The sequence below is a fragment of the Sphingomonas sp. 37zxx genome (assembly GCF_000786205.1).
Classification (GTDB): domain Bacteria; phylum Pseudomonadota; class Alphaproteobacteria; order Sphingomonadales; family Sphingomonadaceae; genus Sphingomonas.
In genome coordinates, this window is the sequence record NZ_JROH01000067.1 from 1 (window position 1) to 13,279 (window position 13,279).

Here is a 13,279-nt window from a genome sequence, read left to right on the forward strand (position 1 = left end):
CCTGGTCGGTCCATATGGGTTCAGGCACCCGTGCCTATGCCTTTATCTGGGCGATGGCGGGCGAAAACCAGGACTATACCGACATGAACGTCCTCGATATCTGCCAGCTGGCATGAGCATGTTCGATCTTACCGGCCGCGTGGCGGCAGTCACGGGTGCCAACACCGGCATCGGCCAGGCAATCGCGGTCGCGCTGGCCAGCGCCGGGGCCGATATCGCGCTGATCGGGCGCACCCCCGCCACCGAAACCGCCGACCGGATCGTCGCGCTTGGCCGCCGCGCCGACATCATCTCGGCGGATCTGTCGACGATCGAGCCGGTCGACCGGGTGGTGGCGACGACGATCGAAAAGCTCGGCGGGCTGGATATTCTGGTCAACAATGCCGGCATCATCCGTCGCAACGACAGCCTGGATTTCACCGAAGCCGATTGGGATGCGGTGATCGACACCAATTTGAAATCGGTGTTCTTTCTGACGCAGGCGGCGGGGCGGCACATGGTGGCGCAGGGGCGCGGCAAGATCGTCAACATCGCATCGATGCTCACGTTCCAGGGCGGGGTGCGCGTGCCGAGTTATACCGCGTCGAAATCGGGCATTGGCGGGCTGACCAAGCTGTTGGCGAATGAATGGGCGGCGCGCGGCGTCAACGTCAACGCGATTGCGCCTGGCTATATCGCCACCAACAACACCGCCGCATTGCAGGCCGACGAAACGCGCAACCGCCAGATCGTCGAGCGTATTCCCGCCGGGCGCTGGGGTGATGCCAGCGATCTGGGCGGAGCGGCGGTGTTTCTGGCGTCGTCGGCGTCGGATTATGTCAACGGCCATATTCTGGCGGTCGATGGGGGTTGGCTGGCGCGATGATCCTTTGTTTTGGCGAATTGCTGGTCCGGCTGACCGCACCGGGGCGCGAGTTGCTGCTTCAGACCGGGCGGCTCGACGTGCATGTCGGCGGGGCTGAGGCCAATGTCGCGGTTGGCCTTGCCAATCTGGGGCATGCTACCGCCTGCGCCAGCGCGGTGCCCGACAATCAATTGGGCCGCGCGGCGGTATCGGCGATTCGCGCGCAGGGCGTGGATTGCGGCCGCGTGGCGGTGCTGCCAGGGCGGATGGGGCTGTATTTCCTCAGCCCCGGCGCCGGGCTTCGCGCATCGGACATCGTCTATGACCGCGCGGGATCGAGCTTTGCGACGGCACCGGCGGCAAGCTGGGATTGGGATTCGTTGCTCGCCGGATGCACCCATCTGCATTTGTCGGGCATCACCCCCGCTTTGGGCGAGAACACCGCCGATGCGGCGGTCGCCGCTGCTCGGGCGGCGCGCGCCAAGGGGCTGATGGTGTCGTTCGACGGCAATTATCGCGCGCGGCTGTGGGAAGCATGGGACAGCGACCCGCGCAGCGTGCTGACCGAATTGGTGTCCTGCGCCGACCTGTTCTTTGGCAACCACCGCGACATCGCGCTGCTGCTCGACCGGCCCTTCAGCGGCGATGGCGAGGACCGCCGGCGCGAGGCGGCGGAGGCGGCGTTTGCGGCATTCCCCAACCTAAAGCACATCGCCTCGACCGCGCGGCATGTCGAGGATGCCGATTGCCATCGGCTGGCAGCGCGGATCGACACGCCGGCGGCTGGCATCCAGACCGCCGAAGTCGCAGTGTCGGGGATCGTCGATCGGATTGGCGGCGGCGATGCCTTTGCCAGCGGCGTTCTGCACGGGCTGATTTCGGGCCGGGGCGAGGCGGTTGCGGCGCAATGGGGGCTGGCGGTGGCGGCGCTCAAACATTCGCTGCCGGGCGATGCCAGCCTGTTCCGGCAATCGGATATTGATGCGTTCCTCGACGATGTGAGGGACGTGCGCCGGTGATCGACCGGCGGACGGTGCTGGCGACCGGCCTGATGGCCGCGCTGCCGGGCCGGGCCGCCGCGCGATCGCCCCGCGACCCGATCGCGACCGGGCTGGACGGCCGCTGGGCGGGGACCGCCGGGCGCGGGATCGCGAGCTTTCGCGGCATTCGCTATGGTGCCGATCCGACGCCGACCCGGTTTGCCGCGCCGGTTGCGCCGCGCAAAGTGGCGCAGGTCCAGCGCGCCACCGCGTTCGGCCCGTCCTGTCCGCAGCAGGGGCAGGCGACGCCCGACCAGCGCGAGGACTGCCTGTTCCTCAATGTCTGGACCCCCGATGCCGATCGGCGCGCCAAGCGCCCGGTGATGGTGTATTTTCACGGCGGTGCCTATTCGGGCGGTACCGTGATCGACCCGCTGGTGCATGGCGAAGCGCTGGCGGCGGGGGGCGATGTGGTGGTGGTGACAGTCAACCACCGGCTTAACTTGCTGGGGTATCTGTACCTTGCGCGGATCGACCCGCGCTTTGCCGACAGCGGCAATGCCGGGCAGCTCGACCTGATCCTGGCGCTGCAATGGGTGCGCGACAATATCGCGGGCTTTGGCGGCGATCCTGCGCGCGTGATGGTGTTCGGCCAATCGGGTGGCGGTGCCAAGATCGCCACGCTGATGGCGATGCCCGCCGCAGCGGGGCTGTTCCACGCCGCCGCGACGATGAGCGGCCAGCAAGTAACCGCCTCAGGCCCGATCAACGCCACCGCCCGCGCGCAGGCGGTGCTGGCGCATCTGAAGGCGTCGCCCGCCGAACTTGCGACGATGCCGGTCGATCGGTTGATCGAGGGACTGCCGGCGCAAGACCCGATCCTTGGCGGCGGCGTCTATATGGGGCCGGTGGTCGATATGCGATCGCTCCATCGCCACCCGTTCTGGCCCGACGCGCATCCGCAGAACCGGGCGATCCCGATGATTTTGGGCAATACGCGCGACGAGACGCGGGCGTTTATTCCGCGATCGAGTGTGGCGGGGCTGAACTGGTCGAACCTTGCCGAGCGGATGGCCCCGCAGCTTCGGATCGACGCGCATCCCGAATGGGTGGTCGCGCAATATCGCGCACAATTCCCCGATTGGTCGGCTGAACGAATCCTGTTCGCGGCGACGACCGCCGGGCGGAGCTGGCCGGGGCAGGTGATCGAGGCTGAGGCGCGTGCGGCGGCGGGGGTGCCGGCCTGGGTCTATCAGTTCGATTACCAGTCGCCGGTCGATCCGTCGCGTGGGGCGGCGCATACCGATGACATTCCCTTCGTATTCGGGACGCTGGCTGCGCCGGGATCGACCAGCGGCACCGGGCCGGCGGCACGGGCGCTGTCGGCGCGGATGATGGCGGCGTTCGCGGCGCTGGCGCGGCGCGGCGATCCGAACCATGCCGGGATGCCCGCCTGGCCCGGCTATGCGCTCGATCGGCGCGCCACGATGGTCTTCGACGCCGAAACCCGCATGGTTGATGATCCGCGCGGCTGGGAGCGCGAATTGTTCGCGCGCTTTCCCTATATCCAGCCGGGCACCTGATCGTCGTCAGCGCGCCGGAATCGGATAGCTGATGATCAGCGCCAGCGGTCGCGATCCGCGCTGCGCGATGCCGACGGTCGCGCCGGCATAGAGATAGGCGGTCATCCCCTTGGTCAGCCGCTGCGTCACGCCGTCCGAAGTCACGTCGCCCGCCCCCGATACGACGTGATAGACTTCGTCATGGTCGATCGGGTGCAAGCCGATCGCAGCGCCGCGATCGAGCGTTCGCTTGCGGAACTCCATCGTCCGGCCGGGAACGCCATCGGTGATCCGCCACGCGGTGCTCATGCCGATGGCCCCGTGCGGCACCGGCTGGCGGACGCGCACCTTGGCATCCTCGATCACTACCATCGGCCGAGCCTGGCCAACCGATGCCGCCGCCAGCAGCAGCGCCGCGATCGCGCCGATCACCGCCGCATCGCCCGGTCCCGTGTCGTGAGCGCCTCCTGCACCGGCCCCTTTTGCCCCGGATAGCGGCCCGACAGCGGCTCCATCGTATCGAGGTTCCATTCGGCATCGACGAACGGCGCGCTGGTCGGCACCTGGCGTGGATATTCGCTGACCTCGCGTTCGTCGTCGATGATCTTGCCGCGCCCTTCGGCGACGAAGAACAGCACGCGGATGTCGTCGGCATCGCGGTCCCAGGGGCGGGCACCGGCATTGGCGAGGACATGCGTTTCGACATCGCGTGCGGCAAGCACCGGCAGCCCGGTCGGCCACACCGGCGGCGTCTTGGCTTCGATCAATTGCGCGCGGGTTTCGCCATAGCGCCCGAACATCGGCAGCGGCTTGCCCATCTTGTCGACCGCGATGTTGTCGCGCGCATGATAGCGAAGGTCGCCATCGCCCCCCAGCATCATGAACGGCAGGCCATCATCGGTCGACGGGCCGCCGCGCATCACGTTGCCGACGGCTGACAGCGCGCCGGTCTGATAGGGCTGCCCCGCCCATTCGAGCGCCATCAGGTTATAATGGATGCCGCGCGTGCCGGGGTCATAGATCAGGTTATTGACCACCGCCGCCTCGACCCCGCCCTTGAGCAGCGGGCTGCGCTCGACATTATGGGCATAGACGTTGCGCCAGATCAGGATGCCGCTGGCATTGTCGTGGATCAGCGTTCCCTTGCTGTGTTCGCCCTTGGGATGGCTGGCATCGGCCAGCCCCTCGGCCAACAGGTTATAGCTGAAGGTGATGTTGTGGCTGGTGTTGCGCCGCCAGTCGGCAGGGGTCGCACCCGCAAAGCGCGGTCCCGACGCCGACAGATTTTCATCGAGCGCCCAGCTCATGGTGCAATGATCGACGATGACGTTGCGCGCGGCGACGGTGTTCATCGCATCGACTTCCCAGCCAGAGCGTTTGGGCTGGCCATCGAGGCCGGGGCGAACACGCAGGTGGCGGACGATGACGTCATGCGCGCGGATGTCGATGCCGCCGCGGATGATGGTGATGCCCGGCGACGGTGCGGTCTGGCCCGCAATGGTGAGGAACGGCTCGTCGATCGTGATCGTATCGCGGCCAAGATCGATCACGCCGCCGACTTCGAACACGACGATTCGTGGCCCCTTTGCCTCCAGCGCCGCGCGCAGCGAGCCGGGGCCGTCCTTGGCGAGCGTCGTCACCCGAATAATGCGACCGCCCCGGCCACCCGGCGTTGCCGCAGCCCAGCCCTGTGCGCCCGGAAATGCGGGCAATGATGTCAGCGGGTCGCCGGATTGCGCCATTGCGGTCGATACCGGCGATCCAAGCGGCAACAGGCCGCACAGCAGCCCGAACATAAGCCTGTTCATCTTTGATCCTCTCCGAACACTTCTTGACAGCTTCATCGGAAGCACACAAGGTAGCTTTGACAGCGGTTACTCAAGCCGAAAACGGCAGAGACGGCCTTTCGCCCTGATTCGGGTCGTGACGAAGGGTCCAACAGCAACGCCACGGCTAAAAAGTCGGGCATGATGATCAATTCGATACGGCGATGGGCGCGGTAGAACGCCCGGTGTCATCGTCACAGGAGAGGGGTAGAATATGCAATATCACCTTGGCCGCCGTGCTGTCCGCACGTTCCTTGCCGCCACGTCGCTGATCGCGATCACCACTGCCGCGCATGCCGCGCAAACCACGCAAACCACCGATACTTCGGCGCAAGCCGGCACCGCCGAGCAGGCTGCCGATTCGGCGCAGGGCGATGTGCCGATCGAGGATATTGTCGTCACCGGCTTTCGCGCCTCGATCGACGCAGCGCTGAACGTCAAGCGCTTGTCGGTCAGCTCGGTCGATGCGATCGTCGCCGAAGACATCGCCAAATTTCCCGACCAGAACCTGGCGGAGTCGCTACAGCGCATTCCCGGCATCGCCATCCAGCGCGACGGCGGCGAGGGGCGATCGATCACGGTGCGCGGGCTTGGCGCGCAATTCACGCGCGTTCGGCTGAACGGGCTGGAAACCGTCACCACGTCGAGCGACGGCGCATCGGCCAATCGCGACCGATCGTTCGATTTCAACGTGTTCGCGTCCGAACTGTTCAGCTCGATCGTGGTCCACAAGACGGCATCGGCCGATCTGGACGAAGGATCACTGGGGGCGGTGGTTGATCTCAACACCGGCAACCCGCTGGCGGGCAAGGCGGGTTTCACGGTCGCTGCGTCGGCGGTCGCGAATTACAACGACTTGGCAGAAACGATCGGGCCGCGTTACGCTGCACTGATCGGCTGGAAATCGCCCGACGGCACCTTTGGCGCGTCGGTTTCGGCGGCGTATCAGGACACGCTGACCAAGGAGATCGGCAACAACACCGTGCGCTGGGCGCAGGCGCGGTTCGATTCGGTCGATGGCACCCCATGCTGGTCCGCACCCAATCGCGGCGGCACGTACATCCCCAGTGCAGCCTGCGACCGGGCGGCGCTGACCTTCCATCCGCGCATCCCCCGCTATGGCGAAGTCACCCATCGGCGTGAGCGGCTGGGGCTGACCGGCAGTGTGCAATGGGCACCCAGCGACGCCACCAAAATCTCGATCGACGGCCTGTATTCGCGCTTCCGCGCCGATCGCCGCGAAAAATGGGGCGAGGTGCTGTTGCGGGCGAACGAGCGGTCGATCGACGTGGTCGGCCCGGTATATGACGATAAGAACAACATGATCGCGGCGACGCTGAACGACGCCTGGGTCAGGACCGAGCATTTCTTCCGCCAGGCGCAGACCGAATTCTATCAGATCGGCGGCAGTTGGGACCAGGATGTAACCGACAAGTTCCGCTTCACGCTGCTGGGTGGCTATTCGAAGTCCGACGCGGCGGTCCCGGTCGAAACCACCGTGGTGTTCGACGATCGCGACGCCCAGAATTATCGTTATGACTATCGCAACATGACCTCCCCGACGCTGACCTTCGGCACCAGCGTCACCGATCCGGCCAACTTCCAGCTCGCCGAAATCCGCGATCGTCCATCGGATGTCGTGAACCAGTTCCGCACCGTTCAGCTCCGCACCGAATATGACGTGACCGATTCCTTCCAGGTGCGCGTCGGCGGCGTGTATCGCCGGTATGATTATGACGTCACCGCGTTCATTCGCGATACCGCCGTGTGCGGCAATGGCGGGCGCGATCTGGTATTGGGGACGATAACCTGTTCGCCCAGCACCGCTTTCGGACCGACCGCGATTTTTGGCTTCCCGGTCACCCCGGCATTGTCGGAACTGTTCACCTTGCGCGGATCGGGCGCGCCAGCGGGCACCACGACGCAATGGCTGATCCCCAATCTGGACGCGACAACCGACTTTACCCGGTTGTACGATCGTCCGTTGCGGCTGGATGTCGGCAATAATCGCGGCGTCGTCGAGGAAACGAAGGGCGGCTATTTGCAGTTCGACGTCAAGGGGACGCTGCTGGGGCTCGACTATGCCGCCAATGCCGGCATGCGCTATGTCCGCACCGATCAGTCTTCCTATGGCATCAACAGCGGCGTCGAGGTGACGGTCGAACGTGACTATGACGACTGGCTGCCCTCGTTCAACGTCGCACTATATCCGACCGAAGACATCGTCGTGCGCGGTGCGATCGCCAGGGTTATCACCCGTCCTTCGCTGGGCAATCTGACGCCGGGGGGATCGGCCGACGGCTTCAACTTCCGCGTGACATCCGGCAATCCGTTCCTCCAACCCTTCCGTGCCACCAATTTCGATCTGGGCGCAGAATGGTATTTCGGCCCGCAATCGATCTTTTCGGTCGCCTTTTTCCGAAAGGATATTGCCAGCTTCCCGATCTCGATAACACGCAATGGCACTTTCCAAGAAACAGGACTGTCGCCGGCGGTGTTGGTGTCATCGTCGCCCGCAGCGCTCAATCCGGCGCTGCAGGCTGAGGATATCTGGACCATCGCCTCTCCCAGCAATGGCGAGGGCGCTTCGCTCGATGGTGTCGAAATCGCTTTGCAGGCACCGTTTCGTTTCCTCCCGGGCTTGCTCAGCAATTTCGGCGGAATCGTGAACGCCACGTTCGTGCGGTCGGAGGCCGACTATGTCCAGCAGGGTCCGGCGACGGTGCCGGGCGGACTACTGCTGCCGGTGACGCGCACCTCAACGCTGTCCGGCGTGTCGAAGCGTCAGTTCAACGCGACGCTATATTATGAAGATAATCGCTTCAGCGCCCGCACCTCGATGGCATATCGCAGTGCGTTCGTGGACAGCGTGTCGGGTACCGGCAACCTGTTTGAAGGCTATGAAGACATTACCAATGTCGATGCGTCGCTTCGCTACAAGCTGACCGACTATCTCGAGTTGTCGTTGGAGGGCACCAACCTTACCAATGCCTTCCGTGTCCGTACCGTCGATGACGGGCGGAATTACGAGAACAACCAGTTCGGCCGGACGGTGCTGGCCGGGGTTCGCGTCAAGATCTGACCGGGATCGGCCCGGCTGGCATATCGGAGAACCGATGTGCCGGCCGGGCGGGCCAAGCCGGCGATCAGGTGGTCGCGCCGACATTCCACGGCACGAATTCATGATCGCCATAGCCCAATTCTTCGCTGGCGGTGGGCCGGCCCGACGCCGCCGCCAACAGCGCGTTGAATATCTCGCGGCCCTTGGCCTCGATCGTCGAGCCGCCATCGACGATGTCGCCGCAATTCAGGTCCATATCGTCGCGCATCCGCTGAAACATCGCGGTATTGGTCGCGATCTTCAGGGTCGGCACCGGCTTTGACCCGAAGGCCGATCCGCGCCCGGTGGTGAAGGCGATCAAATTCGCGCCCGATGCAACCTGTCCGGTGGCGGACGCCGGGTCGTAACCGGGGCTGTCCATGATCACCAGCCCGCGCGCGGTGATCGGTTCGGCATAGCCGAACACGCCGTTCAACACGCTCGATCCGCCCTTCATCTGCGCGCCGAGCGACTTTTCGAGAATGGTGGTGATGCCGCCCGCCTTGTTGCCGGGGGAGGGGTTGCTGTCGATCGTCTCGCCATTGCGCGCGGTGTAATCCTTCCACCATTCGAGGCGGTCGAGCAGCGCCTGGCCGATCGCCGGGCTGGCGGCGCGCGCGGTGAGCAAATGCTCGGCCCCGTATAATTCGGTGGTTTCAGACAGGATCGCGGTGCCGCCCTGCGCGACGAGGTGATCGACCGCGATGCCAAGCGCCGGATTGGCGGTAATGCCCGACAGCGCATCCGATCCGCCGCATTGTAGCCCCAGGGTGAGCGCGCTGGCGGGGACGGTGGTGCGAACCGCGCGGTTGGCGATCGGCAGCATCGCTTCGACACGGGCGATGCCCTCGGCCACCGCCTTTCGCGTGCCGCCGTGGTCCTGGATCGAAAAGCTCTGGAACGCCTCGCCCTCGGTCAGCGCGAAATCGGCCTTGACCCGTTCGACCTGCATCGCTTCGCAGCCAAGTCCCAGCATCAGCACCGCGGCGACATTGGGGCTGGCGGCATAGCCCGCCAGCGTCCGCTCGATCACACGAAACGCTTCGCCGCCGGGGGCGATCGAGCAGCCGCCCGAATAGGTGAAAGCGGCGACGCCATCGACCTGGGGATACTCGGCAAGGCCGGTGCGCGCGAAATGCTGGGCGATGGCGTGCGCGACGGTGGCCGAACAGTTCACCGAACTGATGATCGCGATATAGTTGCGGGTGCCCACCTGGCCATTGGCGCGCACGAAACCCTGGAAGGTCGCGCGATCGGCGTCGGCCACCGTCACGGCGGCGGGCGCGTCGAGGCCGAAGCGATAGTCGCGATCCATATCGGCCATCGCGCAATTATGGACATGGACATGCTCGCCCGCCGCGATGTCGCGCGTGGCGATACCGATCGGCTGGCCATATTTCAGGATGGCTTGCCCTGGCGCGATGGCGCGCACCGCGACCTTGTGCAGCGCGGGAACCAACGGCGTCGCGTGCAGGGTGACGGCGACGTTATCGTCGCGGTGAAGGCGGATCGGATCAGTCATTTGCCGCACATGCCAGCTATCGAGGATGCCGTGCGTGGTCCGGCATGAAACGCGCTTACTGTCTTAGGCGAGGCTGGCGATGCGGCAAAACGGAAACATCGCCGGGCTGTCGGCGGTAGCGATGACAGCCCGGCGATAGGGTTTCGCTGCGTCAGAAGACGATGTTGACGCCAGCGGTGAAGGTGCGACCGATCCGTGTTTCGAACAACGTGTCCTGGCGAACGCTGTCGGTGTAGAGCCGGTTCTGCTCATCGGTCAGGTTCTGCGCCTCCACGATCAGCCGGATATTGTCGGTCAGGCCATAGGACGCCGACGCATCGACATACAGCGTCGGCGCATTGCCCTGCAAATCGCTGCCCGGTGATGCGGGAATACCGCGAATGAAGCGGTCGCGATAATTGGCGGTCGATCGGATGCTGAACTTGCTGTCTTCATAATAGAGCGTGCCCGATGCGGTGTTTTTCGACAGACCGACCAGATCGGCCGTGGTGGTTACCGTCGGCACCCCGCCGACACTGGCCAGGATATATTCGATCTCGGAGGTCACGCGGGTGTAGTTCGCCAGCACGCCGAGGTTTCGGAGGAAGCCGGGCAGGAAGCTGAGCGGCACCTGCGCGTTGACTTCGATGCCCTCCAGCGGGCCGCCTGGGGTGTTGAAGGGCTGCGACACCGTGAACAACTCAGCCGGCGCGGTGTTCGAATTTTCCAGCAAGGCATCGGGCAAGCCGAGCTCGTTGAACGGCACCTGGCTGTTCACATTCTGGATGAAGCTGCCGATGTCCTTGTAGAAATAGGCGATCGACAGCAGCGATCCCGGCTGGAAATACCATTCCACCGCCGCGTCGAACGTGTCGGCGCGGATCGGGTCGAGGAACGGGTTGTTGACGTTGCCGACGCGCGTGATCGGATTGACGCCGCTGGTGGGGGTGAGCGGGCTCAATTCGGGGCGCGCCATCACCTTCGCTGCCGACAGACGGAACAGCAGGTCCGACACCGGTTCGATCACCAGGTTCACCGACGGCAGCCAGTCGTCATAGCCATTGGTGGCGCGCGCGAACTGGCCGACCAGATTGGTGGGCGACGTTACCCCGGGGCGCGGAGCCACCGGGATGTAGCCCGACGACACCATGTCGGTGCGGACATAGCGAACGCCGACATCGCCGCGAATGCCCATGCCGATCGTGTCGGACAGGTCGAATGCGCCCATCAGGTACAGGCCCTTGACCTGCTCGCGCACGCGCGAGTCACCGCCGCCGCATTCGATCCCGCAAAAGCGCACCGAATCGAAATTGAACGTATCCGCCCATTTGTCAGCGTCGATCGCCGCCCAACTGGCGGGAGCGCCATTGCCCCAAAGCTTGTCCAGCCCGCTGATCTGCGTCGTGATGTCGGCCAGGGTGGTTCCCACCGGCAGGGCGCGCACGGCATTGTCGGCGTTGAAGGGGCGCTCGAACGTGCCGCGGAAATCGCTTTCGCGATACTGGCCGCCTGCCTTGATCGTCAGAGTGGGATCGACCGTCCATGCCAGATTGACTTCGCCGGTGGTGTTGTTGGTGGTGTTGCGCGACGGCTTGCCCTGAAAGCTGAAGCCGCCGAGTACGGTGCCGTCGGCGCGGCCAGGCGCATAGCTGAAGGCAGCGGGGTTCGAGACGTCGAAGCCGAAGCCCAGCACCGGCGTCGAATTGCCGTCGCGATAATCGATCGAGAAATTATCGGCGTCAATCACGTCCATGAAGGTCTGGAGCCGCTTGCGGCCATCCCACACCGCCTGGTTACGCCCGACCAGCATCGTCAGTTGAACATCGTCGGTCAGTTGCCGCTTCAGGTTGAAATTGGCCTGTTTGAAGGTCGATACGAAATTATCGACCAGCCCTTCGGATCGCACATCGACGCCGTCGAACAGGCCATAGACCAGCGAGCCGTTCTGATCGAACTCGACCTGGCGCGGTGACACCATCGGCTGGCCGTTATTGCCGACCGCGCGTCCGAACGAGATGCCGGCGATGTAATTATCGCGCCGGGTGACCTCGAAGCGCGAATAGAGCAGGTCGAGCGAGATGTCGGTGCGGTCGTCGGGCTGGAACTGGAAGGTGAGGGTGCCGCCGATCCGCTCCTGCTCCTGTTCCGAATTGAGATAGCGCGGCAGGCGCGGCAGGAATGCGCCGCTGCCCGGGGTGTTGGGCAGGTCCGCGCGGCGCAGTGCCTGGATCGTGTTATAGGCAGCGGCGGTGCCGGTGCGCGGGTTGCCGGTGCTGCAATTGGCGGCGTCGGTGCCCTTGGGCACGCTGGTTGCCGGGTTTTGCGGCGCCAGACCCAGCGGCGAGCAGAAGCCGCCATTCGCATTTGCCGACAGAATATCGACCGCCGAATAGCCGACTTCGCGCAGGTTGCGCTTTTGATATGCCAGCGAACCGAGGATGCCGAAGCGCCCTTCGTCGAACTTCTTCGAGACCAGCAGCGATGCGCGCGGATCGACCTTTTCCGCCAGCGTATTGTACACGCCGCGCATCGTGGCGCTCAGGACGAAATCTTTGCGCTGGGCCAAAGGCTTGGGTGCGTCGAGATCGACCGTGGCGCCAAGCGAGCCATCCTCGATGTCAGCCGAGGGCGTCTTTCGCACGGCCAGCGATGAGAAAATCTCGGTCGCGAACACGTTGAAGTCGAAGCTGCGGCCATTGTTGCCCGCGCCGTAAATGTCGGACGAGCCGGTCTGCGACGAGCCTTCCATCCCGTTGATGCGAACGCGGGTGAAGCCAGCGCCGAGACCGCGAACCGAGATGTTGCGCCCTTCGCCGCCGTCGCCGCGTGCCAGCGCGATGCCGGGAATACGCTGCATCGATTCGGCAAGGTTCGAATCGGGGAATTTGCCCAGGTCTTCGGCAAGGATGCTGTCGACCGCCGCGGTTTCGCGGCGCTTCTGGTTCAACGCCGTCGCCAGCGACTGGCGAAAGCCGGTGACGACGATCTCCTGGCCCGTATCGGCTTCGGCGCTGCTGGTGTCCTGCGGCCCGGCGGGGGGTGTCGCGTCCTGGGCATGGGCTGCCGATGCCAGCGCGATCGCCAGCAGCGAGGTTACGGCGCGAAAGGCTATGATCGAGGTTTTCATGCTTCACTCTCCTGCTCGAACCGACCGATTGTTGAATCAACCATTTCGGACTTATCCCACTTTGTGGGTATGCATCTCATATATGACTTATTGACGATCGGTTGTCGATACCGATTTGGCACGGGCTTCGCGGCTCTGAGAGGCACTGCTCGTCACGCCGGATCAGGTCCGGCATGACGACACAGGTGAGGGGAGCGCGCTCTCGCCAGCGGCCCCCGCGGCGTTACGCCAGCTGGCAGATATCGAGGACGTTCATGTCGGTATAGTCCTGGTTCTCACCCGCCATCGCCCAGATAAAGGCATAGGCGCGGGTGCCTGAACCCATATGGACCGACCAGG

Annotated in this window: 8 protein-coding genes and 2 pseudogenes; 5 read left to right on the top strand and 5 right to left on the bottom strand. The window is 64.7% G+C overall.

Annotation, left to right across the window (positions count from 1 at the left end):
* The 4 genes and pseudogenes from QU44_RS18355 to QU44_RS15905 all read left to right on the top strand — a co-directional run.
* Window positions 1-116, top strand: a pseudogene (locus tag QU44_RS18355) (5-dehydro-4-deoxy-D-glucuronate isomerase); the annotation flags it as partial.
* Window positions 113-865: a 2-dehydro-3-deoxy-D-gluconate 5-dehydrogenase KduD gene (gene kduD, locus QU44_RS15895; RefSeq protein WP_033923393.1), complete on the top strand. Its 753-nt coding sequence runs from the start codon at window positions 113-115 to the stop codon at window positions 863-865. The pseudogene QU44_RS18355 and the gene kduD, both read left to right, overlap by 4 nt.
* The gene (locus QU44_RS15900; RefSeq protein WP_033923394.1) at window positions 862-1,863 is read left to right on the top strand and encodes a sugar kinase; all 1,002 of its coding nucleotides are present in this window, start codon (window positions 862-864) and stop codon (window positions 1,861-1,863) included. Before kduD ends, QU44_RS15900 begins: the two co-directional genes overlap by 4 nt.
* A gap of 32 nt (window positions 1,864-1,895) precedes the next feature.
* The gene (locus QU44_RS15905; RefSeq protein WP_052134985.1) at window positions 1,896-3,407 is read left to right on the top strand and encodes a carboxylesterase/lipase family protein; all 1,512 of its coding nucleotides are present in this window, start codon (window positions 1,896-1,898) and stop codon (window positions 3,405-3,407) included.
* A gap of 6 nt (window positions 3,408-3,413) precedes the next feature.
* Here the strand turns inward: QU44_RS15905 and QU44_RS15910 are convergent, their stop codons facing one another.
* Complete coding sequence (locus QU44_RS15910; protein WP_443018095.1) at window positions 3,414-3,758, bottom strand: cupin domain-containing protein; 345 nt, start codon at window positions 3,756-3,758, stop codon at window positions 3,414-3,416.
* 56 nt (window positions 3,759-3,814) lie between these two features.
* Window positions 3,815-5,194: a pectate lyase family protein gene (locus QU44_RS15915; protein ID WP_033923396.1), complete on the bottom strand. Its 1,380-nt coding sequence runs from the start codon at window positions 5,192-5,194 to the stop codon at window positions 3,815-3,817.
* 232 nt (window positions 5,195-5,426) lie between these two features.
* Between QU44_RS15915 and QU44_RS15920 the strand changes: the two genes are divergently transcribed.
* A complete protein-coding gene (locus tag QU44_RS15920) occupies window positions 5,427-8,294 on the top strand; it encodes a TonB-dependent receptor (RefSeq protein ID WP_033923397.1) in 2,868 nt (955 codons plus the stop codon).
* 64 nt (window positions 8,295-8,358) lie between these two features.
* Here QU44_RS15920 and QU44_RS15925 read toward each other — a convergent pair whose 3' ends face one another.
* The 3 genes and pseudogenes from QU44_RS15925 to QU44_RS18360 all read right to left on the bottom strand — a co-directional run.
* Window positions 8,359-9,834 (bottom strand): UxaA family hydrolase, encoded by a 1,476-nt coding sequence (locus QU44_RS15925; protein ID WP_033923398.1) that lies wholly within the window; start codon window positions 9,832-9,834, stop codon window positions 8,359-8,361.
* Between the two features lie 151 nt (window positions 9,835-9,985).
* The gene (locus QU44_RS15930) at window positions 9,986-12,940 is read right to left on the bottom strand and encodes a TonB-dependent receptor (protein ID WP_033923399.1); all 2,955 of its coding nucleotides are present in this window, start codon (window positions 12,938-12,940) and stop codon (window positions 9,986-9,988) included.
* A 223-nt stretch (window positions 12,941-13,163) separates the two neighbouring features.
* Window positions 13,164-13,279 (bottom strand): annotated as a pseudogene (locus QU44_RS18360) (5-dehydro-4-deoxy-D-glucuronate isomerase); the annotation flags it as partial.